16 protein-coding genes are annotated in these 23,112 nt (G+C 38.8%); 14 read left to right on the forward strand and 2 right to left on the reverse strand.

Annotation, left to right across the window (positions count from 1 at the left end; translation table 11 throughout):
• The first annotated feature begins 92 nt into the window (after window positions 1–92).
• The 9 genes from N8M09_RS06080 to N8M09_RS06120 all read left to right on the forward strand — a co-directional run bounded on the left by N8M09_RS06080 (window position 93) and on the right by N8M09_RS06120 (window position 16,571).
• Entirely contained in the window at window positions 93–2,441 is a 2,349-nt protein-coding gene (locus N8M09_RS06080; protein WP_261064513.1) for a LysM peptidoglycan-binding domain-containing protein, read from the forward strand.
• A 161-nt stretch (window positions 2,442–2,602) separates the two neighbouring features.
• Entirely contained in the window at window positions 2,603–3,259 is a 657-nt protein-coding gene (gene vncR, locus N8M09_RS06085; protein ID WP_261064515.1) for a response regulator transcription factor VncR, read from the forward strand.
• The gene (gene vncS / locus N8M09_RS06090) at window positions 3,256–4,584 is read left to right on the forward strand and encodes a sensor histidine kinase VncS (protein WP_261064517.1); all 1,329 of its coding nucleotides are present in this window, start codon (window positions 3,256–3,258) and stop codon (window positions 4,582–4,584) included. Before vncR ends, vncS begins: the two co-directional genes overlap by 4 nt.
• 140 nt (window positions 4,585–4,724) lie before the next feature.
• Window positions 4,725–5,606 carry a class II fructose-bisphosphate aldolase gene (locus tag N8M09_RS06095; RefSeq protein WP_001019006.1) on the forward strand — a complete coding sequence of 294 codons (882 nt, stop codon included), beginning with the start codon at window positions 4,725–4,727 and terminating at the stop codon, window positions 5,604–5,606.
• A gap of 282 nt (window positions 5,607–5,888) precedes the next feature.
• Complete coding sequence (locus N8M09_RS06100; protein ID WP_261064518.1) at window positions 5,889–6,881, forward strand: ABC transporter ATP-binding protein; 993 nt, start codon at window positions 5,889–5,891, stop codon at window positions 6,879–6,881.
• 1 nt (window position 6,882) lies between these two features.
• A complete protein-coding gene (locus N8M09_RS06105; RefSeq protein ID WP_261064521.1) occupies window positions 6,883–7,701 on the forward strand; it encodes an ABC transporter permease in 819 nt (272 codons plus the stop codon).
• A gap of 1 nt (window position 7,702) precedes the next feature.
• Window positions 7,703–8,488: an ABC transporter permease gene (locus N8M09_RS06110; protein ID WP_261064523.1), complete on the forward strand. Its 786-nt coding sequence runs from the start codon at window positions 7,703–7,705 to the stop codon at window positions 8,486–8,488.
• A gap of 730 nt (window positions 8,489–9,218) precedes the next feature.
• Window positions 9,219–15,776 carry a S8 family peptidase gene (locus N8M09_RS06115; protein WP_261064525.1) on the forward strand — a complete coding sequence of 2,186 codons (6,558 nt, stop codon included), beginning with the start codon at window positions 9,219–9,221 and terminating at the stop codon, window positions 15,774–15,776.
• A 483-nt stretch (window positions 15,777–16,259) separates the two neighbouring features.
• Window positions 16,260–16,571 (forward strand): hypothetical protein, encoded by a 312-nt coding sequence (locus N8M09_RS06120; RefSeq protein WP_261064526.1) that lies wholly within the window; start codon window positions 16,260–16,262, stop codon window positions 16,569–16,571.
• Window positions 16,572–16,645: 74 nt separating this feature from the next.
• Here N8M09_RS06120 and N8M09_RS06125 read toward each other — a convergent pair whose 3' ends face one another.
• Complete coding sequence (locus N8M09_RS06125) at window positions 16,646–17,005, reverse strand: DUF3397 domain-containing protein (RefSeq protein WP_261064529.1); 360 nt, start codon at window positions 17,003–17,005, stop codon at window positions 16,646–16,648.
• Between the two features lie 91 nt (window positions 17,006–17,096).
• Here N8M09_RS06125 and mnmL point away from each other — a divergent pair, with 91 nt between their 5' ends.
• From mnmL to N8M09_RS06150, 5 genes are all read left to right on the forward strand, one after another.
• A complete protein-coding gene (mnmL, locus tag N8M09_RS06130) occupies window positions 17,097–18,053 on the forward strand; it encodes a tRNA modification radical SAM protein MnmL/YtqA (protein WP_023946280.1) in 957 nt (318 codons plus the stop codon).
• Window positions 18,037–18,594 carry a tRNA 5-(aminomethyl)-2-thiouridylate-methyltransferase MnmM gene (gene mnmM, locus N8M09_RS06135; protein ID WP_261064531.1) on the forward strand — a complete coding sequence of 186 codons (558 nt, stop codon included), beginning with the start codon at window positions 18,037–18,039 and terminating at the stop codon, window positions 18,592–18,594. Before mnmL ends, mnmM begins: the two co-directional genes overlap by 17 nt.
• Window positions 18,587–18,841 carry a hypothetical protein gene (locus N8M09_RS06140; protein ID WP_000361085.1) on the forward strand — a complete coding sequence of 85 codons (255 nt, stop codon included), beginning with the start codon at window positions 18,587–18,589 and terminating at the stop codon, window positions 18,839–18,841. Before mnmM ends, N8M09_RS06140 begins: the two co-directional genes overlap by 8 nt.
• An 11-nt stretch (window positions 18,842–18,852) precedes the next feature.
• On the forward strand, window positions 18,853–20,907 hold the full coding sequence (locus tag N8M09_RS06145) for a cation:proton antiporter (protein WP_261064533.1): 2,055 nt from the start codon (window positions 18,853–18,855) through the stop codon (window positions 20,905–20,907).
• 179 nt (window positions 20,908–21,086) lie between these two features.
• Window positions 21,087–21,947, forward strand: a complete 861-nt coding sequence (locus tag N8M09_RS06150; protein ID WP_261064535.1) for a YihY/virulence factor BrkB family protein — start codon at window positions 21,087–21,089, stop codon at window positions 21,945–21,947.
• 80 nt (window positions 21,948–22,027) lie between these two features.
• Here the strand turns inward: N8M09_RS06150 and queA are convergent, their stop codons facing one another.
• Window positions 22,028–23,056: a tRNA preQ1(34) S-adenosylmethionine ribosyltransferase-isomerase QueA gene (gene queA / locus N8M09_RS06155; protein ID WP_261013157.1), complete on the reverse strand. Its 1,029-nt coding sequence runs from the start codon at window positions 23,054–23,056 to the stop codon at window positions 22,028–22,030.
• Window positions 23,057–23,112 lie beyond the last annotated feature (56 nt).

Genomic DNA, 23,112 nt, shown 5'->3' on the forward strand with positions numbered 1-23,112 from the left:
AAACTTGTAGATACCTATCCAGACTGCAAAGGTAGACGGGCCTGCTGTGGCTGAGTTTGCTTTTTTTAAAATATAAAATAGTGAGGAAAACAATGAGACAAACAAATGTTAGAGGGACATTATCCCTACGTGGCTTTAGAAAATTAAGAACTGGTGCAATTGTTGCGACAGGTGTGATTTTATTGGGGCTAGGATTTTTAGCTCAAACTGTTTCAGCTAATGAACAAGATGGTGTTTGGGTAGCCAGAACAGTTGCAGAAGTAAAAGCTGATATTCAAAATATAGACAATTTATCACACTATACAATTAAGTGGGGAGATACACTGAGTGCTATTAGTGGAGCAACGGGGCTATCTGTTGATAGTTTGGTTGAGATAAATCGTATTGCCAATAGAGATTTGATTTTTGCCAATAATAAATTGTATTTTAGCGAAGAAGCTTTTCTAAAAGATGGAAATACAGAAGTCAAAAGACAGCGAGTGTCGATTGACAATTCTGGTAGCTGTCAAAGTTATGAAATTGAAACAAAGACAGATATTGTGACTGGAGAGCAAAGGACTACTGTTAAACAAACGACACCAGTAGTTGTGGAAACACCAGCAGTATCGGTAGCGAAAGCTGAAGAGTCGGTATCGCCAGCACCAAAAGTGGAAGAACCAGCGACTTCAGCACCAAAAGCAGAAGAGCCAGTGGCAACAACGCCAAAAGTGGAAGAACCAGCGACTTCAGCACCAAAAGCAGAACAACCAGTAGTAACTGAGCCAAAAACAGAAGAGCCAGTGGCAACAACGCCAAAAGTGGAAGAACCAGTGACCCCAGCGCCAAAAGTGGAAGAACCAGCGACTCCAGCACTAAAAGTGGAGGAGCCAGCGACTCCAGCGCCAAAAGTGGAGGAACCAGCGACTCCGGCACCGAAAGTGGAAGAACCAGCGACCCCAGCACCGAAAGCAGAGGAGTCAGCGTCTCCAGCACCGAAAGTGGAAGAACCAGCGACCCCAGCGCCAAAAGCAGAAGAACCAGCGTCTACCACGCCAAAAGTGGAGGAGCCAGCTACACCGGCACCGAAAGAAGAGAAACCAGCAACACCAGCGCCAAAAGCGGAAGAGCCAGCAACACCAGCGCCAAAAGTTGAAGAGCCATCGACACCGGCACCGAAAGAAGAGACTCCAGCAACACCAGCGCCAAAAGCGGAAGAGCCATCGACACCGGCACCGAAAGAAGAGACTCCAGCAACACCAGCGCCAAAAGTTGAAGAGCCAGCAACACCAGCGCCAAAAGCGGAAGAACCAGCGACACCAGAACCGAAAACTGAAGAAGAAAAGTTATTAGAGGAAACTAAACAGGATAGCATAAGAGAAAATATTGACGCAGTTGTTAATATTAAATTAGCGGAAATTGAAAAGATTGAAAACTCAGATGAAAAAGAAAAATTAAAAGCAAAATTATATGAGTTAAGAAAGAATGCAGTAGATGACATTAAAAATGCTAAAGATGAAGAAGAGGCATTAATACTTACAGAAAAACATCAAAATATAATTAATTCTCTTGAAATATCTGGTGAAAAATATACAAAACCAAATTTTGATAAGGATAATTTATCAAATGGACGTAATGATGGAACTACGATTGAAGGTGGTAGTACAGCAATAGGACATGGTTCAGGAGAAGCACCTTCAGGAGCAGCGCAACCAGCCTCAGCAGAAGGGACAGATAACTCATCAGCACCAACAGCCCAACCACAACCAGAAACAACATCATCAGGAACTTCAAGTTTTAGAAATGCCCCATCAGTTCAAGCAAGAGCAAGAAGAGTAGCACGTTCAACATCAGAACCAGATGGAACCGTAAATATTAGTTATAACTTCGCTGGAATGCCGGATATTCATGGTTTCCTATCTGACCCAGGAGAAGATAACACTGTCATGATTCCTGCTGGAACGAGTGAAGAACAGGCAAAAGAATTAGTAAAAGAAAAAATTCAAGCCAAGATAAAAGATCTAGCTACTAGAGGGTATCATGTGAAAAATGACATTATTTTTGAGCAAGATACTACTGTAAAAAATTATAACTACGTCGTCACATTCACTAAGGAGGCTACAGGAACTTCAGGTTTCAGAATGGCTCCAGCAGTTCAACCACGCGCTAGCAGAAATCGTAGAAGTCTAGAACAGCCAGCTCCTCAAAAGGTCAAAGTAAATGTATTTTATAACTTTGATAAAATGAAAGATATTGCAGGTTTCTTAGGAGATATCAATGGAACTTCTCTTGATATCGCGGAAGGTTCAACAAATGAACAGGTGAAAGCAGCAGCAAAGAGTCAAGTTGAAGCTAAGAAAGAAGAGTTGAGAAAACGTGGCTATACTTTCAAAGAGGACTATATCTATCAAGCTAATGGGAAAGATTATAACTACGTTGTAACATTTTCAAAAGCAACCAAATAACGTTCATTCCACAGGGAGTGAAATGTGAGCAGAGAGAGCGATAGGCTCTCTTTGTTTTATCTAGTAGCAAGTTTCTTAAAGACAAAAGGCCAATAAGAGACTATAATAAATAGAGCAGGTATTTATTCTAAGAAAAATAAAAAATAGAGAGCAGTTAAAGTATGAAAATTTTAATTGTAGAAGATGAAGAGATGATCCGTGAGGGGATCAGTGACTATTTGACAGATTGTGGTTATGAAACCATTGAGGCTGCAGATGGGCAAGAAGCTTTAGAAAAATTTTCCAGCTATCAAGTAGCCTTGGTTTTACTGGATATCCAGATGCCCAAGCTCAATGGTCTGGAAGTTCTAGCTGAGATTCGTAAAACCAGTCAGGTTCCTGTTTTGATGTTGACTGCATTTCAGGATGAGGAATACAAGATGAGTGCCTTTGCCTCTTTGGCAGATGGCTATCTGGAAAAACCTTTCTCCCTCTCCCTCTTAAAAGTGAGGGTGGACGCGATTTTCAAGCGCTACTACGATACAGGACGAGTCTTCTCCTATAAGGATGCCAAGGTGGACTTTGAAAGCTACAGTGCAAGCCTCGCAGGTGAGGAAGTAGCCATCAATGCTAAAGAGTTGGAAATTCTGGACTATCTGGTGAAAAATGAAGGACGGGCCTTGACTCGGTCTCAGATAATCGATGCCGTCTGGAAAGCGACAGATGAGGTTCCCTTTGACCGTGTCATTGATGTCTATATCAAGGAACTGCGGAAAAAGTTAGACTTGGACTGCATCCTCACTGTGCGTAATGTTGGTTATAAATTGGAGCGAAAATGAAACGAACAGGTTTATTTACAAAGATATTTATCTATACCTTCTCGATTTTTAGTGTTCTGGTTATTTGCCTTCATTTAGCTATTTATTTTCTTTTTCCTTCGACTTATCTGAGCCACCGTCAGGAAACCATTGGTCAGAAGGCAACAGCCATTGCCCAGTCCCTAGAAGGTAAGGATAGGCAGAGTATCGAGCAAGTGTTAGACTTGTATTCCCAGACTAGTGATATCAAGGGGGCCGTTAAGGGAGAGATGACCGAGGACAAGTTAGAAGTCAAGGACAGTCTTCCTCTGGACACGGACCGTCAAACCACTTCGCTCTTTATTGAGGAGCGTGAGGTGACAACGCAGGACGGTGGTACTATGACTCTCCAGTTTCTAGTTTCCATGGATTTGCAAAAGGAAGCAGAGCAAATCAGTCTCCAATTTCTCCCCTATACCTTGCTGGCATCCTTTCTGATTTCCCTCTTGGTGGCCTATATCTATGCTCGGACCATTGTTGCTCCAATATTAGAAATCAAGCGAGTGACCCGTCGGATGATGGATCTGGATGCTCAAGTACGTTTGCGCGTGGATTCTAAGGATGAGATTGGTGATCTCAAGGAACAAATCAATAGCCTCTACCAGCATCTTTTGACTGTCATTGCGGACTTGCATGACAAGAATGAAGCCATTCTCCAGCTGGAAAAGATGAAGGTCGAATTCCTACGAGGGGCTTCTCATGAATTGAAAACACCGCTGGCTAGTTTGAAAATCCTGATTGAAAACATGAAAGAAAATGTCGGTCGTTATAAGGATAGAGATCACTATCTGGGAGTTGCCTTGGGGATTGTGGATGAGCTCAATCACCACGTTCTCCAGATACTTTCCCTCTCGTCTGTGCAGGAATTGCGAGATGATAGGGAACAAATTGACCTACACCAGATGACGCAAACTCTAGTCAAGGATTATGCCTTGCTCGCCAAGGAAAGAGAACTCCAGATAGACAATAGTTTAACCAATCAGCAAGCTTATCTAAACCCATCGGTTATGAAGTTGATTCTTTCTAACCTCATTAGCAATGCTATCAAGCACTCTATTCCAGGTGGCTTAGTTCGCATTGGAGAAAGAGAAGGGGAATTTTTTATAGAAAATAGCTGTAGTCCAGAAGAACAAGAAAAACTAGCCCAGTCTTTTTCTGACAATGCTAGTCGCAAGGCCAAGGGGTCTGGGATGGGACTCTTTGTGGTTAAGAGTCTATTGGAACATGAAAAATTAGCTTATCGTTTTAAAATGCAAGAGAATCGTTTAATCTTCTTTATAGCTTTTCCAAAAGTCGTCCAAGACTAGGGATAGAAAGGGTTTACATAGATGAAGCTAGAAGAAATTCAATCGAAACTGCGAGAAAAACTAGATTTTTTTGTCAAAAAGTGATAAAATGAACAATGTAAATGGGATGACCCATAAAAATATACAGGAGGCCTGATAAAATGGCAATCGTTTCAGCAGAAAAATTTGTCCAAGCAGCTCGTGACAACGGTTATGCAGTTGGTGGATTTAACACAAACAACCTTGAGTGGACTCAAGCTATCTTGCGCGCAGCAGAAGCTAAAAAAGCTCCAGTTTTGATCCAAACTTCAATGGGTGCTGCTAAATACATGGGTGGTTACAAAGTTGCTCGCAACTTGATCGCTAACCTTGTTGAATCAATGGGTATCACTGTACCAGTAGCTATCCACCTTGACCACGGTCACTACGAAGATGCACTTGAGTGTATCCGAGTTGGTTATACTTCAGTTATGTTTGATGGTTCACACCTTCCAGTTGAAGAAAACCTTGAAAAAGCTCGTAAAGTTGTAGAATTTGCTCATGCAAATGGTGTATCAGTAGAAGCTGAAGTTGGTACTATCGGTGGTGAAGAAGACGGAATCATCGGTGATGGTGAATTGGCTCCAATCGAAGACGCTAAAGCAATGGTTGAAACTGGTATCGACTTCTTGGCAGCTGGTATCGGTAACATCCACGGTCCTTACCCAGAAAACTGGAAAGGTCTTCACCTTGATCACTTGCAAAAATTGACTGAAGCTGTTCCAGGATTCCCAATCGTATTGCACGGTGGTTCAGGTATTCCTGATGAGCAAATCCAAGCAGCTATCAAACTTGGTGTTGCGAAAGTTAACGTTAACACAGAATGCCAAATCGCATTCGCTAACGCAACTCGTAAATTTGCTCGTGACTACGAAGCAAACGAAGCAGAATACGACAAGAAAAAACTCTTCGACCCACGTAAATTCTTGGCTGATGGTGTAAAAGCTATCCAAGCATCAGTTGAAGAACGTATCGACGTATTCGGTTCAGAAGGTAAAGCATAATCTAGCTGAATAATACAGAGAAGACCTGCCCATTGGGTGGGTTTTTTGGTGTTTTAAGGAAACTATTAAACCAGAATATTGAATTAAAAATACCACTTTAAGAGAAAAAATTCAATTCCATAAACTTTAGGCAAACGCTTGCATTCTAGTTTTTATTGGACTATAATAGGTTGGTATAAAGCCTTCTGTAGCAATAAAATGTAGAAGGTGTAGAAAGTAAGGATTTAGAATATTTGTAGTCAAAAATACAATGTTGCTATTCCTTGCGATAGGGAGATAGATATGGCAATGATAGAAGTGGAACATCTTCAGAAAAATTTTGTGAAGACTGTTAAGGAACCGGGCTTGAAGGGGGCATTACGTTCCTTTATTCATCCTGAAAAGCAGACTTTTGAAGCCGTCAAGGATTTAACATTTGAAGTACCAAAAGGCCAGATTTTAGGTTTTATCGGGGCAAATGGTGCTGGGAAGTCAACCACCATCAAAATGCTGACAGGGATTTTAAAACCGACATCTGGTTTTTGTCGGATTAACGGCAAGATTCCCCAGGACAATCGTCAAGATTATGTCAAAGATATTGGCGTCGTTTTCGGACAACGCACCCAGCTATGGTGGGATTTGGCTCTGCAAGAGACCTACACGGTTTTAAAGGAGATTTACGATGTGCCAGATTCGCTCTTCCATAAGCGCATGGATTTTTTGAATGAAGTCTTGGATTTGAAGGACTTTATCAAGGACCCCGTGCGAACTCTTTCACTGGGACAGCGCATGCGGGCGGACATTGCAGCTTCCTTGCTTCACAATCCCAAGGTTCTCTTTTTAGATGAGCCGACCATTGGTTTGGACGTTTCGGTCAAGGATAACATTCGTCGGGCTATTACCCAGATCAATCAGGAGGAAGAAACCACCATTCTCTTGACCACTCATGACTTGAGCGACATTGAGCAACTTTGTGATCGGATTTTTATGATTGACAAGGGGCAGGAAATTTTTGATGGAACGGTGAGCCAACTCAAGGAAACCTTTGGCAAGATGAAGACGCTCTCCTTTGAACTGCTACCAGATCAAAGTCATCTCGTCTCTCACTATGAAGGATTGCCTGATATGACCGTTGATAGACAGGGGAATAGCCTCAACATTGAATTCGATAGTTCTCGCTACCAATCGGCTGATATTATTAAGCAAACCCTGTCTGATTTTGAAATCTGCGATTTGAAGATGGTGGATACGGATATCGAGGATATTATCCGTCGCTTCTATCGAAAGGAGCTCTAAGATGGTCAAATTGTGGAGACGTTATAAACCCTTTATCAATGCAGGTGTTCAGGAGTTGATTACCTATCGAGTCAACTTTATTCTTTATCGGATCGGCGATGTCATGGGTGCTTTTGTGGCTTTTTATCTTTGGAAGGCTGTCTTTGATTCATCGCAGGAGTCCTTGATTCAGGGCTTTAGTATGGCAGATATCACCCTCTACATCATCATGAGTTTTGTGACAAATCTTCTGACTAGGTCAGATTCGTCCTTTATGATTGGAGAGGAGGTCAAGGATGGTTCCATTATCATGCGTTTGTTGCGACCAGTGCATTTTGCGGCCTCTTATCTCTTTACTGAGCTTGGGTCCAAGTGGTTGATTTTTATCTCTGTTGGCCTTCCATTTTTAAGTGTCATTGTTTTGATGAAAATCGTATCTGGGCAAGGGATTGTAGAAGTGTTGGGTTTAACTGTCCTTTATCTCTTTAGTCTAACGCTAGCTTATCTGATTAACTTTTTCTTTAATATCTGCTTTGGATTTTCTGCCTTTGTGTTTAAAAATCTTTGGGGTTCCAACCTACTTAAGACTTCCATAGTGGTTTTTATGTCTGGAAGTTTGATTCCCTTGGCTTTCTTTCCAAAGGTTGTTTCAGATATTCTGTCCTTCTTGCCTTTTTCATCCTTGATTTATACTCCGGTCATGATCATTGTTGGGAAATACGATGCCAGTCAGATGATTCAGGCGCTCGCTTTGCAGTTTTTCTGGCTCTTAGTGATGGTGGGCTTGTCTCAGTTGATTTGGAAACGAGTCCAGTCCTTTATCACCATTCAAGGAGGGTAGTATGAAAAAATATCAACGCATGCATCTGATTTTTATCAGACAATACATCAAGCAAATCATGGAATACAAGGTGGATTTTGTGGTTGGAGTCCTGGGAGTATTTCTGACTCAAGGCTTGAACCTCTTGTTTCTCAATGTCATCTTTCAACACATTCCATCCCTGGAAGGTTGGACTTTTCAAGAAATTGCCTTTATCTATGGCTTTTCCTTGATTCCCAAGGGACTGGACCATCTCTTTTTTGACAATCTCTGGGCACTAGGGCAACGCCTAGTCCGAAAAGGGGAGTTTGACAAGTATCTGACTCGTCCTATCAATCCTCTCTTTCACATCTTGGTTGAGACCTTTCAGATTGATGCCTTGGGTGAACTCTTAGTCGGTGGTATTTTATTGGGAACAACAGTGACTAGCATTGATTGGACTCTTCCAAAATTCCTGCTTTTCCTAGTTTGTATTCCTTTTGCGACCTTGATTTATACTTCTTTAAAAATTGCGACAGCTAGTATCGCTTTTTGGACCAAACAGTCAGGCGCCATGATTTACATTTTCTATATGTTTAATGATTTTGCCAAGTATCCCATTTCCATTTACAATTCATTTCTTCGTTGGTTGATTAGCTTTATCGTACCTTTTGCCTTTACGGCCTACTATCCTGCTAGCTATTTCTTGCAGGACAAGGATGTAATCTTTAACATCGGAGGTTTGATTTTGATTTCCCTTGTCTTTTTTGGTGTTTCCCTTAAACTCTGGGACAGGGGCTTGGATTCTTATGAAAGCGCTGGGTCCTAAGATGAAGAAACTCAAAGCCTTGTCTCAGGACAGGCTTTTTCTAATAGAGATGAAAATTCCTTGATATCTATTCTCAGAGTGATATACTGTAAGTGTAATAGCCGATTTAGCTCATACTCTTCGAAAATCTCTTCAAACCACGTCAACGTCGCCTTGCCGTTTATATGTGACTGACTTCGTCAGTCTTATCTACAACCTCAAAACAGTGTTTTGAGCAGCCTGCGGCTAGTTTGCTTTTTGATTTTCATTGAGTATCAGTTGGAAGAGCAAGGCACTCGTAAAGCCTAGGTTATAGGTAGATAAACGACTGAGGATTTGAAAAAAATAGATATGTAGAAAATAACCGTTAAGTCTTATTCTTAGCGGTTATTTATATTCTTTAATGGTGTTGATATTGCACCAATGGTTTCTGTCTTTGTTATTTTGGTAGTGGTTTAATTTGATTGCTACTATTTTTGATGGTGTGAATGTTGTGATAATGTACCCTAGCTAACTACGAAAGTTTTTGACTCTATATTTTTAATGTGTGTTAAAAAATAAATTAATGCATATTAATTTTTCTTGACTTAAATTTTTTTAATTGATATACTATTTTCAGAGAGTTAACAATTATATATAAATGCACTACTCTATTTCCTAGATAATACTTAGTAAAACTTTTTATAACAAAGGCTAGCAAAGTTAAAGTTTTCTATCTATTGGAAGTTAAATAAATATGTAAGGAATTAAAATGAAAAAAAGTACAGTATTGTCATTAACCACAGCTGCAGTTATTTTAGCAGCATATGTCCCTAATGAGGTAATCCTAGCAGATACACCTAGTTCTGAAGATTCTTTAAAAATATCTGATAAAGAAAAAGTAGTAGGTAAACAAAACGAAAACAAAGAAAAACTTGAAGATATTCATAATGCTATAGAAACTTCAAAGGATACTGAAGAGAAGAAAACAACGGTTATTGAGGAAAAAGAAGTTGTTAGTAAAGAATCTGTGATAGACAATAACACTAGCAATGAAGAAGCAAAAATCAAAGAAGAAAATTCCAATCAATCCCAAGAAGATAAAGCGGACTCGTCTGCAAGGAAAGACCCAGAAAGTCCCAAAAAAGAGGATAAACTTGTCTATATTGCTGAATTTAAAGATAAAGAATCTGGAGAAAAAGCAATCAAGGAATTATCCAATCTTAAGGATACAAAAGTTTTATATACTTATGATACGGTTTTTAATGGTGTTGCAATAGAAACAACTCCAGATAATCTGGACAAAATTAAACTAATAGAAGGTATCTCATCGGTTGAACGATCACAAAAAGTCCAACCGATGATGAATCATGCCCGAAAGGAAATTGGAGTTGAGGAGGCTATCGATTACCTAAAGGCCATTAATGCTCAATTTGGGAAAAATTTTGATGGCCGGGGTATGGTCATTTCAAATATCGATACCGGGACAGATTATAGGCATAAGGCCATGAGGATTGATGATGATGCTAAAGGCTCAATGAGATTTAAAAAAGAAGACTTAAAAGGTACTGATAAAAATTTCTGGTTGAGTGATAAGATTCCTCATGCTTTCAATTATTATAATGGTGGTAAAATTACTGTAGAAAAAGCTGATGATGGGAGCGATTATTTTGATCCACATGGGATGCATATTGCAGGGATTCTTGCGGGAAATGATACTGAAAAAGATATTAAAAACTTTAACGGAATAGATGGAATTGCTCCTAATGCACAGATCTTCTCTTATAAAATGTACTCTGACGCAGGATCTGGCTTCGCAGGAGATGAAACAATGTTTCATGCTATTGAAGATTCCATTAAACACAATGTCGATGTTGTTTCGGTATCATCTGGTTTTACAGGAACAGGTCTTGTAGGTGAGAAATATTGGGAAGCTATTAGAGCATTAAGAAAAGCAGGCATTCCAATGGTTGTAGCTACAGGTAACTATGCGACTTCTGCTTCAAGTTCTTCATGGGATTTAGTGGCAAATAATAATCTGAAAATGACCGACACTGGAAATGTAACACGAACTGCAGCACATGAAGATGCGATAGCAGTCGCATCTGCTAAAAATCAAACAGTTGAGTTTGATAAAGTTAACATAGGTGGAGAAAATTTTAAATACAGAAATATAGGGGCCTTTTTCGATAAGAATAAAATCACAACAAATGAAGATGGATCAAAAGCTCCTAGTAAATTAAACTTTGTATATATAGGCAAAGGTCAAGACCAAGATTTGATAGGGTTAAATCTTAAGGGCAAAATTGCAGTAATGGATAGAATTTATACAAAGGATTTAAAAAATGCTTTTAAACGAGCAACGGATAAGGGCGCACGCGCCATTATGGTTGTAAATACTGTAAATTACTACAATAGAGATAATTGGACAGAGCTTCCAGCTATGGGATATGAGGAGGATGAAGGAACTACTAGTCAAGTATTTTCAATTTCAGGAGATGATGGTGTAAAGCTATGGAACATGATTAATCCTGATAAAAAAACTGAAGTTAAAAGAAATAGTAAGGAAGATTTCAAAGATAAATTGGATCAATACTATCCAATTGATATGGCAAGCTATAATTCTAATAAACCGAATGTAGGTGACGAAAAAGAGATTGACTTTAAGTTTGCACCTGACACAGACAAAGAATTGTATAAAGAAGATATCATCGTTCCAGCAGGATCCACATCTTGGGGACCGAGAACAGATTTGCTTTTAAAGCCTGATGTCTCAGCACCAGGTAAAAATATTAAATCTACTCTTAATGTCATTAATGGGAAATCAACTTATGGTTATATGTCAGGGACTAGTATGGCAACTCCAGTCGTAGCAGCTTCTACTGTTTTGATTAGACCGAAGTTAAAGGAAATGCTTGAAAGACCTGCCTTGAAAAATCTTAAGGGAGATGACAAAATAGACCTTACAAGTCTTACAAAAATAGCCCTACAAAATACTGCACGGCCTATGATGGATGCAACGTCTTGGAAAGAAAAAAGTCAATACTTTGCATCACCTAGACAACAGGGAGCAGGCTTAATTAATGTTGCCAATGCTTTGAGAAATGAAGTCGTAGCGACTTTCAAAAACACAGACTCTAAAGGTTTAGTAAACTCTTATGGTTCTATTTCTCTTAAAGAAATAAAAGGAGATAAAAAATATTTTACAATTAAGCTTCACAATACATCAAACAGACCTTTGACCTTTAAAGTTTCAGCATCTGCTATAACTACAGATGCTCTAACTGACAGACTAAAACTGGATGAAACATATAAAGACGAAAAATCTCCAGATGGTAAGCAAATTGTTCCAGAAATCCATCCAGAAAAAATCAAAGGAGCAAATATCACATTTGAGCATGACACTTTCACTATAGGCCCAAATTCTAGCTTTGATTTGAATGCGGTTATAAATGTTGGAGAGGCTAAAAATAAAAATAAATTTGTAGAATCATTTATTCATTTTGAGTCAGTGGAAGAAATGGAAGCTCTAAACTCTAACGGGAAGAAAATAAACTTCCAACCTTCTTTATCGATGCCTCTAATGGGATTTGCTGGGGATTGGAACCACGAACCAATCCTTGATAAATGGGCCTGGGAAGAAGGATCAAAATCAAAAACAATGGAAGGTTATGATGATGATGGTAAACCAAAAATTCCAGGAACCTTAAATAAGGGAATTGGTGGAGAGCATGGTATAGATAAATTTAATCCAGCAGGAGTTATACAAAATAGAAAAGATAAAAATACAACATCTCTAGATCAAAATCCAGAATTATTTGCTTTCAATAACGAAGGGATCAACGCACCATCATCAAGTGGTTCTAATATTGCTAAAATTTATCCTTTAGATTCAAATGGAAATCCTCAAGATGCTCAACTTGAGAGAGGATTAACACCTTCTCCACTTGTATTAAGAAGTGCAGAAGAAGGATTGATTTCAATAGTAAATACAAATAAAGAGGGAGAAAATCAAAGAGACTTAAAAGTCATTTCGAGAGAACACTTTATTAAAGGAATTTTAAACTCTAAGAGAAATGATGCAAAGGGAATCAAATCTTCTAAACTAAAAGTTTGGGGTGACTTGAAGTGGGATGGACTCATCTATAACCCTAGAGGTAGAGAAGAAAATGCACCAGAGAGTAAGGATAACCAAGATCCTGCTACTAAGATAAGAGGTCAATTTGAACCGATTGCAGAAGGTCAATATTTCTATAAATTTAAATATAGATTAACTAAAGATTATCCATGGCAGGTTTCCTATATTCCTGTAAAAATTGATAACACAGCCCCTAAGATTGTTTCGGTTGATTTTTCAAATCCTGAAAAAATTAAGTTGATTACAAAGGATACTTATCATAAGGTAAAAGATCAGTATAAGAATGAAACGCTATTTGCGAGAGATCAAAAAGAACATCCTGAAAAATTTGACGAGATTGCCAACGAAGTTTGGTATGCTGGCGCCGCTCTTGTTAATGAAGACGGAGAGGTTGAGAAAAATCTTGAAGTAACTTATGCAGGTGAGGGTCAAGGAAGAAATAGGAAACTTGACAAAGACGGAAATACCATTTATGAAATTAATGGTGCAGGAGATTTAAGAGGAAAAATCATTGAAGTCATTGCATTAGATGGTTCTAGCAATTTCACAAAGATTCATAGAATTAAATTTGCTGATCATGCTGATGAAAAGGGGATGATTTCCTATTATCTAGTAGATCCTGATCAAGATTCATCTAAATACCAAAAGCTTGGCGAGATTTCCGAATCTAAATTTAAAAATTTAGAAAATAGAAAAGAGGATAGTCTTAAAAAAGATACAACTGAGGTAGAACATCATCATCAAGAAAATGAAGAGTCTATCGAAGAAAAATCTAGCTTGACTATTCATAAAACTATTTCAACAATTAGAGAGTTTGAAAGCAAAGACTTGAAGAAACTCATTAAAAAGAAATTTAGAGAAGTTGATGACTTTACAAGTGAAACTGGTAAGAGGACAGAAGAATACGATTATAAATACGATGATAAGGGAAATATCATTGCTTATGACGATGGTAGTGCCTTAGAATATGAAACTGAAAAACTTGACGAAATCAAATCAAAAATTTATGGTGTTCTAAGCCCATCTAAAGATGGACACTTTGAAATTCTTGGAAAGATAAGTAATGTTTCTAAAAATGCCAAGGTATATTATGGTAATAACTATAAATCGATAGAAATCAAAACGACCAAGTATGATTCCCACTCAAAAACGATGACATTTGATTTATACGCTAATATTAATGATATTGTGGATGGATTAGCTTTTGCAGGAGATATGAGATTCTTTGTTAAAGATGGTGATCAGATAAAAGCTGAAACGAAGATTAGAATGCCTGAAAAAAATAAGGAAACTAAAACAGAATATCCCTATGCATCAAGTTATGGGAATGTAATAGAATTAGGAGAAGGAGATCTTTCAAAGAATAAACCAAATAATTTAACTGAAATGGAATCTGGTAAAATCTATTCTGATTCAGAAAAACAACAATATCTATTAAAGGATAATATCATTCTGAGAAAAGGCTATGCACTAAAAGTGACTACCTATAATCCTGGAAAAACGGATATGTTAGAAGGAAATGGAGTCTATAGCAATGAAGATATAGCAAAAATACAAAAGGCCAATCCTAATCTAAGAGTCCTTTCAGAAAAAATAATTTATGCTGATAGTAGAAATGTTGAAGATGGAAGAAGTACTCAATACGTATTAATGTCGGCTTTGGACGGCTTTAACATTGTAAGGTATCAAGTGTTTAGATTTAAAATGAACGCTAAAGGGGAGGCAATCGATAAAGATGGAAATCTTGTAACAGATCCTTCTAAACTGGTATTATTTGGTAAAGATGATAAAGAGTACACAGGAGAGGATAAGTCCAATGTAGAAGCTATAAAAGAAGATGGCTCTACGTTATTTATTGATGCAAAACCAGTAAACCTTTCAATGGACAAGAACTACTTTAATCCATCTAAATCTAATAAAATTTATGTACGAAATCCAGAATTTTATTTAAGAGGTAAGATTTCTGATAAGGGTGGTTTTAACTGGGAGTTGAGAGTTAATGAATCGGTTGTAGATAATTATTTAATCTATGGAGATTTACACATTGATAACACTAGAGATTTTAACGTTAAGCTCAATGTTAAAGACGGTGACATCATGGACTGGGGAATGAAAGACTATAAAGCAAACGGATTCCCAGATAAGGTAACAGATATGGATGGAAATGTTTATCTTAAAACTGGCTATAGCGATTTGAATGCGAAAGCGGTTGGAGTACACTATCAATTTTTATATGATAATGTTAAACCAGAAGTAAACATTGATCCTAAGGGAAATACTAGTATTGAATATGCTGATGGCAAATCTGTAGTCTTTAACATCAATGATAAAAGAAATAATGGATTCGATGGTGAGATTCAAGACAAACATATTTATGTAAATGGAAAAGAATATAAATCATTTGATGATATTAAACAACTAGCAGATAAGACACTAAACATTAAGATTGTTGTAAAAGATTTTGCAAGAAACACAACCGTAAAAGAATTCATTTTAAACAAGGATACGGGAGAGGTGAGCGAACTAAAACCTCATACGGTAGCTGTGACCATTCAAAATGGAAAAGAAATGAGTTCAACGATAGTGTCGGAAGAAGATTTTATTTTACCTGTCTATAAGGGAGAATTAGAAAAAGGATATCAATTTGATGGCTGGGAAATTTCTGGTGTCGAAGGGAAAAAAGATGCTGGCTATGTTCTTAATCTATCAAAAGATACCCTTATAAAACCTGTATTCAAGAAAATAGAGGAGAAAAAGGAAGAGGAGAATAAGCCTACTTTTGATGTATCGAAAAAGAAAGATAAGGTGCAAGCAAATCATAGTCAATTAGATGAAAATTACAAAAAGGAGGATTTACAAAGAGAAAATCATTCCCACAAATCTGATTCAACTAAGGATGTCACAGCTACAGTTCCTGTACAAGTAAATTATAGTCAATTAGATAAAAGTCAAAGATCTGATTCAACTGAGGATGTCAAAGTTACAGTTCCTGATGAAAATAAGAAGGAAGTTTATCTTAATGAACCAGAGAACATAGATAATAAACATACCAATATTGATAGTAAATCAACTACTAACAATGATAGGTTGCCAAAAACCGGAACAGTTAGCGAAGTCTTCACGTCATTAGTTGCCGGAATAATGTTTACTGTAGGTGCATTTCTTGGATTGAAGAAAAAAGATCAAGATTAAGACCAAAGCTATAGATGAAAAAAATGGTTTATGTACTGAGATGGTGTGATGATGAAACAGTTTTGTGAAAATAGCTATTTATAACTCAATTACTTAGTTTACTTTACTATTGATACTCTTTTTGGATTTATTAATAGACTTAGTTTCGATAACTAATGAATTGATTGAAAGGGTTAGTATTGACAATATTGGTCATATTAATTAGAAAATAGAGTCTATCAAAATTTAAAGGCTAATAGAGGTGATGAGATAATTTCAAGGAATTAAGTAGCGTTTGGTTGCTTAATTCCTTTTTATTTGGAAGGAAGTTTTTCCCTCAGCCTCTTTCTTTTAACTCTTCAACCACTTAGACCGATGTAGAGACCAGATAGGCAAAAGAACTTGTTCTTGAAACTGACCTCTGCTATAATGATTGGTGTAAGGGACGTGAGGTATCAATATCAGATAACTCAAGTTCCTAAAAACGAAATTGGAGATAAACAAATGAAAAAATTATTGGGGCTTGTATTTTTAATAGCAGCAGCGACAGTAGTGTATTTTGGTTCTGTTGGCTGGCCAAATTTGGATGTCAACCTCTGGTCACTGATTCCGGTAGGTTTGTTCCTCTATTTCACTCTAGAGAATCTTTTGAAAAAGGATTACAAGGCTAGTCTGATGTGTTTCATTATTGCCTTCGTCATCGCAAATGCAATTTTAGACCTGTTGCCAATTTCAAGTGGCTTGGTGATTGGAGCAGGTGTGCTAGCTTGTGTAGGTATTGGTTATCTATTTCCTGATAAAGAAAATAGGAATTGATGAAAAAATAGATAAAGAAAAAACACTTCAATCATTGTATTTTAGTTTGATTGAGGTGTTTTCGATTTAGTTTTTTATTTCTGGGCCATCAATTCAACAATCATCTCGATATACATGACAAGGGTTAATAAGAATCCTGCACGCCAGAAGAATTTGATGAATTTAGGATAGTAAAAGCTACGTTTTTTCAAAAGAAAGAAAAAAACGAGAACAATGGCTAGGAGTGAGAGGGCTAGCCCCAGTCTAGGGAGGAAATTATGGGTAAAGGTTTTAGCTGTAATCAGGTAATACTCAAATATTAAAACTGGAAAAGCCAAATCCGCAAAGTTTCGTCCTAGTTTTTTTAATCTAAAAAGTTTGGTTATGATAATGCAGACGACTAAGGTCAGTATCAATAATAAAATAGATGCTAATTTCATTAAAATCATATCCATATTGTATCATAAAAAAAGTCTAATGGAAACGAGAAACAGAGGAATTTATAGGAAAGTCAGGCTTTTGAGATTGTGGGTGATTTTTGTTATAATGAAAGTTATGAAATCTTATAATACCTTGAATGATTATTATCGAAAACTTTTTGGAGAAAAGACTTTTAAAGTCCCTATTGATGCGGGGTTTGACTGTCCCAATCGTGATGGGACTGTGGCTCATGGAGGCTGTACTTTTTGTACGGTTTCAGGTTCTGGAGATGCTATCGTAGCACCAGATGCCCCTATCCGTGAGCAATTTTATAAGGAAATTGACTTTATGCACCGCAAGTGGCCAGATGTTCAGAAGTATTTGGTTTATTTTCAGAATTTTACCAACACCCATGAAAAGGTGGAAGTCATCCGAGAGCGCTATGAGCAGGCTATCAATGAGCCGGGTGTAGTAGGAATCAATATCGGAACACGGCCAGACTGTTTACCAGACGAAACCATCGAATATTTGGCTGAGTTATCGGAGCGCATGCATGTGACGGTTGAATTGGGCTTGCAGACTACTTACGAAACAACCTCTGACTTGATTAACCGCGCCCACTCTTATGAATTGTACGTGGAAACGGTCAAGCGTTTGAGAAAGTATCCAAAAATTGAGATTGTTTCTCATTTGATCAATGGCTTGCCTGGTGAAACCCATGAGATGATGATTGAAAATGTCCGTCGCTGTGTTACGGATAACGATATTCAAGGGATTAAACTGCATTTGCTCCATCTTATGACAAATACTCGTATGCAACGAGATTACCACGAAGGACGCTTGCAGTTGATGAGTCAGGACGAGTATGTCAAGGTCATCTGTGACCAACTGGAAATCATACCCAAACATATCGTCATCCATCGAATCACAGGAGATGCACCTAGAGATATGCTGATTGGTCCTATGTGGAGCCTCAATAAATGGGAAGTTCTCAACAGCATTGAGATGGAGATGCGACGTCGTGGAAGTGTTCAAGGATGCAAGGCTGTAAAACAGGAGTTTGAAAATGAAAAGACCACTTGAGATGGCACATGATTTTTTGGCTGAGGTAGTGACTCAGGATGATATCGTAGTGGATGCGACCATGGGAAATGGTCATGACACGCTTTTTCTAGCCAAGCTAGCTAAGCAAGTCTATGCTTTTGATATTCAGGAGCAAGCCTTGGAAAAGACCCAAGAGCGTTTACATCAGGCTGGCCTGACAAATGCCCAGTTAATCTTGCAAGGTCATGAGACACTGGACCAGTTTGTGACAGAAGCCAAGGCAGGGATTTTCAATCTAGGCTATTTGCCATTAGCTGATAAGTCTGTCATCACCCAACCTCAGACAACTATTGAAGCATTAGAAAAGCTGTGTCATTTGCTCGTCAAAGGTGGACGGATTGCTATCATGATCTACTATGGTCATGAAGGAGGCGACCTCGAGAGGGATGCTGTCTTGGATTTTGTTAGCCAGTTGAACCAACAAGAGTACACAGCTGCCATTTACCGAACTTTAAACCAAGTCAACAACCCACCATTTTTAGTAATGATTGAAAAATTAGAGAGATATAGACATGGATAAACAATACCTACGTGAAAAGCTGGATGCCATGCGCCAGAATTTTGTTGAATCAACCCACCACGAACGAGCAGTAGGTGTGTTAGACCAAGCGCATATGAGCAAAAAAATGCTTAAAATCAAGAAAAAATTAGTTGCTCTTGAGATGGAACGGTGCCAGAGAAAAATTGAACACAAAGACTGTTCCAAGATTGACCAAAAAATCAAAGAGCAGAAGGAGATATTTGAATCCTGTTGTAAAAAAGATTAAGGAGGAAGTACGTGGAATTACTGATTTACCTCATCCTATTTTTACTGGTCTTGATTGTCTCGAGTACAATTAATAAGCTCCTACCCTTTTTGCCCCTCCCTTTGGTGCAAATTCTTTTGGGAATCGTGATTGGTCTCTTTTTACCCAATACTGACTTTCATCTCAATACAGAGTTGTTTTTGGCCCTGGTTATCGGGCCCTTGCTTTTCCGAGAGTCGGAGGAAGCGGACATTACAGCTATTTTAAAACACTGGCGAATCATTGTTTATCTCATATTTCCAGTGATTTTTATCTCGACCCTGAGTTTGGGTGGTTTGGCTCATCTTCTTTGGCTCAGTCTTCCCTTGGCGGCTTGTTTGGCTGTTGGGGCTGCGCTTGGGCCTACGGACTTGGTGGCCTTTGCCTCTCTTTCGGAGCGCTTTAGCTTTCCTAAGCGCGTGTCCAATATTCTTAAGGGTGAAGGACTCTTGAATGATGCTTCTGGCTTGGTTGCCTTTCAGGTAGCTTTGACAGCTTGGACAACTGGAGTCTTTTCCCTTGGGCAAGCTAGTAGTTCGCTCATCTTTTCAATTCTAGGCGGTTTTTTGATTGGCTTTTTAACAGCCATGACCAACCGTTTCCTCCATAGCTTCTTGCTAAGTGTGAGAGCAACAGATATTGCTAGTGAGCTCCTTCTGGAATTGAGTTTGCCCTTGGTAACCTTCTTCCTGGCAGAAGAAGTCCACGTTTCAGGGATTATTGCCGTTGTAGTTGCTGGGATTTTAAAGGCAAGCCGTTTTAAGAAAATTACGCTCCTCGAAGCCCAAGTGGATACGGTGACCGAGACGGTATGGCATACAGTGAACTTTATGCTGAACGGTTCTGTCTTTGTGATTTTAGGGATGGAGTTGGAAATGATAGCAGAGCCTATCTTGACCAATCCAATCTATAATCCCTTACTTTTATTGGTATCTCTTATAGCCCTTACCTTTGTCCTCTTTGCCATTCGTTTTGTCATGATTTATGGCTATTATGCTTATAGGACTAGACGTCTCAAGAAAAAGCTAAATAAGTATATGAAGGACATGCTTCTTTTGACCTTCTCAGGTGTCAAGGGAACGGTGTCGATTGCTACCATCCTTCTGATACCAAGTAATCTAGAACAGGAGTATCCTCTCTTGCTTTTCCTTGTTGCAGGTGTGACGCTTGTAAGCTTTTTAACAGGCCTCGTGGTCTTGCCTCATCTTTCTGACGAACAGGAAGAAAGCAAGGATTATCTCATGCATATCGCCATTTTGAATGAAGTAACGATAGAGTTGGAAAAAGAGTTGGAAGATACCAGAAATAAACTTCCCCTCTATGCGGCTATTGACAATTACCATGGACGAATAGAGAACCTTATCCTGAATCAAGAAAACAAGGGGGCTCAAGAAGACTGGGAGGCTTTAAAACTTCTCATCCTCAGTATTGAAAGTGATGGTTTAGAACAGGCTTACGAAGAGGACAAGATGAGTGAGCGTGCCTATCGAGTTTACCAACGTTATTTGAAAAACATGGAACAAAGTATCAATCGCAAGTTTGCTTCACGATTGACCTATTATTTCCTTGTTTCCTTGCGGATTTTACGTTTTCTCCTTCACGAAGTCTTTACCTTTGGTAAGACCTTCCGCAGTTGGAAAAATGAAGAATCACAGAAACTCAGAGCCCTTGACTATGACCAAATTGCAGAGCTCTATCTAGAAAACACAGAGATGATTATCGAAAGTTTGGAGAACCTAAAAGGTGTTTACAAGAGTTCTTTGATTAGCTTCATGCAGGATTCTCGTCTCCGTGAAACAGCTATCATCACCAGTGGTGCCTTTGTCGAACGGGTTATCAATCGTGTCAAACCCAACAATATCGATGAAATGCTGAGAGGCTATTATTTGGAGCGCAAGTTGATTTTCGAATACGAAGAAAAACGATTGATTACGACCAAGTATGCCAAGAAGTTACGACAAAATGTCAATAACTTAGAGAACTATTCTCTGAAGGAAGCTGCCAATACCCTGCCTTATGATATGGTGGAATTGGTAAGAAGAAATTAGTTAATACTCTTCGAAAATCTCTTCAAACCACGTCAGCGTCGCCTTACCGTAGGTATGGTTACTGACTTCGTCAGTTTCATCTACAACCTCAAAGCAGTGCTTTGAGCAACCTGCGGCTAGCTTCCTAGTTTGATCTTTGATTTTCATTGAGTATAAGATTGTAAGTGAAGGAGTGTGACATGAAGAAGTGGTGGAAAGAGCTGATAGATAAGCCTTTATTAAAAGCTTTTTTGCATTATTATCAAGCATCAGATAGTGAGTTGACCAGTGTCGCAGTAGCCTACTATTGGTTGATTTCGATTTTTCCTCTGCTTTTGGTGGTGGTTAATATCCTCCCTTATTTTCAGATTCCAGTTTCTAATTTTTTGAAGGTTGTCAATGAATTTTTGCCCGATACCATGTATGATGTGGTCACAAAGATTATTACAGAAGTGCTAACCCAACCTTCAACGGGCTTATTGAGTTTTGCGGTTTTGTCATCCCTCTGGACCTTTTCCAAATCCATGAACTTTCTGCAGAAAGCCTTTAATAAAGCATACGGAGTAGCAAAAAATCGTGGAATGATTTCCCATCAGCTCATGAGTTTGTTTGTCAGTTTTGGTCTGCAGATTCTCTTTGCCTTAGCTCTTTTTCTGAGTGTCTTTGGCCGTATGCTCCTCAACCTTGTCAAAAGCTATTGGAATTCGGATAGTCCTCTCTTTGATTATCTGCAAGACCTAACAGGTCCCTTGATCTATGCCTTGATTTTTGCTATCTTGGTCATGCTCTACTATTTTCTACCCAATGTTAAGGTGCGAAGGATTCGATCTGTATTGCCAGGTAGTGCCTTTGTCTTGTTAACCCTGGTCTTACTGCTCAATATCTTTTCAGTCTATGTCAACAATTATGTCAATCACATAGTGGACGTGCGTTTTTTCAGTTCCGTCGTCGTGGTGGTCATGATGTTCTGGTTTATTCTCATCGCTAAGATTTTAATTGTCGGTGCGGTGATCAATGCCAGTGTCCAGAGTTTGAAAGATCCGAGCTTTAGAATAAATTAACTTCATTTTTTATCCATTACAAAACGCATACTATCAGGCTTTATAAAACCTTGATAATATGCGCTTTTTGATTGTGAAAATTAGTAGATAAACATGGCATCACCGAAACTAAAGAAGCGGTAGTGTTCTTGGATGGCATGGTGATAAGCATCTAAGACTAATTCACGGCCTGCAAAAGCAGAAACCAACATGACCAGAGTTGATTTTGGCAGGTGGAAGTTGGTTGAGAAGGCATCCACGACCTTCCATTCATAGCCAGGTTTGATAAAGATATTGGTCCAGCCAGAATCTGCTTGGATTTGCCCATTAAACTTGGAACCAATAGTTTCCAAGGTGCGGATAGAAGTGGTTCCGACAGCGATGACGCGACCACCATTTTCTTTGACAGAGCGAAGGGTGCTAGCAGCCTCCTCAGAAAGTTGGTAGAATTCTGAGTGCATTTTGTGTTCGTCCAAATTGTCCACAGAAACAGGTCTAAAGGTTCCTAGTCCGACATGAAGAGTCAGATAGACTAGATGAACACCCTTAGCTTGGATTTCTGCCAGCAGTTCTTTGGTGAAGTGAAGACCAGCAGTCGGTGCTGCAGCAGAGCCACTTTCCTTGGCGTAAACGGTTTGATAGCGTTCACGGTCATCCAGTTTTTCATGGATATAAGGTGGCAGAGGCATTTCTCCCAGACTTTCCAAGACTTCTAGGAAAATTCCTTGGTATTCAAAGCGGACAATGCGGCCTCCGTGAGTCAATTCTTCCGTAACGACAGCGCTGAGGCGACCATCACCAAAGCTGACACGAGTACCAACCTTGAGGCGTTTGGCAGGTTTTGCCAGAACCTCCCACTCATCTCCGGCAGTATTTTTGAGTAGGAGCAGTTCCACATGACCTCCTGTTTCCTCCTTTTGACCATAGAGGCGAGCTGGAAGAACACGAGTGTCGTTCATAACAAGGGCATCACCAGGTTCCAACATATCAATAATAGAGTGGAAGTGTTTGTCCTGCATTTCTCCCGTCTCACGGTTGACAATGAGGAGTTTAGAGGCATCACGTTTTTCAAGGGGCGTTTGGGCAATCAATTCCTCAGGCAAGTGGAAGTCAAAATCAGCTGTATTCATATATCTGTTCATTCTTTCTAAGTTCTAATCCTATCCATTATAACATGTTTCAAGTA

Source organism: Streptococcus mitis, from assembly GCF_946190375.1.
GTDB classification, from domain to species: Bacteria; Bacillota; Bacilli; order Lactobacillales; family Streptococcaceae; genus Streptococcus; species Streptococcus mitis_CJ.

Coding starts and splice junctions, on each gene's coding strand:
- N8M09_RS06080 (WP_261064513.1), top strand. CDS start 93: ATGAGACAAACAAATGTTAGAGGGACATTATCCCTACGTGGCTTTAGA.
- vncR (WP_261064515.1), top strand. CDS start 2,603: ATGAAAATTTTAATTGTAGAAGATGAAGAGATGATCCGTGAGGGGATC.
- vncS (WP_261064517.1), top strand. CDS start 3,256: ATGAAACGAACAGGTTTATTTACAAAGATATTTATCTATACCTTCTCG.
- N8M09_RS06095 (WP_001019006.1), top strand. CDS start 4,725: ATGGCAATCGTTTCAGCAGAAAAATTTGTCCAAGCAGCTCGTGACAAC.
- N8M09_RS06100 (WP_261064518.1), top strand. CDS start 5,889: ATGGCAATGATAGAAGTGGAACATCTTCAGAAAAATTTTGTGAAGACT.
- N8M09_RS06105 (WP_261064521.1), top strand. CDS start 6,883: ATGGTCAAATTGTGGAGACGTTATAAACCCTTTATCAATGCAGGTGTT.
- N8M09_RS06110 (WP_261064523.1), top strand. CDS start 7,703: ATGAAAAAATATCAACGCATGCATCTGATTTTTATCAGACAATACATC.
- N8M09_RS06115 (WP_261064525.1), top strand. CDS start 9,219: ATGAAAAAAAGTACAGTATTGTCATTAACCACAGCTGCAGTTATTTTA.
- N8M09_RS06120 (WP_261064526.1), top strand. CDS start 16,260: ATGAAAAAATTATTGGGGCTTGTATTTTTAATAGCAGCAGCGACAGTA.
- N8M09_RS06125 (WP_261064529.1), bottom strand. CDS start 17,005: ATGGATATGATTTTAATGAAATTAGCATCTATTTTATTATTGATACTG.
- mnmL (WP_023946280.1), top strand. CDS start 17,097: ATGAAAGTTATGAAATCTTATAATACCTTGAATGATTATTATCGAAAA.
- mnmM (WP_261064531.1), top strand. CDS start 18,037: ATGAAAAGACCACTTGAGATGGCACATGATTTTTTGGCTGAGGTAGTG.
- N8M09_RS06140 (WP_000361085.1), top strand. CDS start 18,587: ATGGATAAACAATACCTACGTGAAAAGCTGGATGCCATGCGCCAGAAT.
- N8M09_RS06150 (WP_261064535.1), top strand. CDS start 21,087: ATGAAGAAGTGGTGGAAAGAGCTGATAGATAAGCCTTTATTAAAAGCT.
- queA (WP_261013157.1), bottom strand. CDS start 23,056: ATGAATACAGCTGATTTTGACTTCCACTTGCCTGAGGAATTGATTGCC.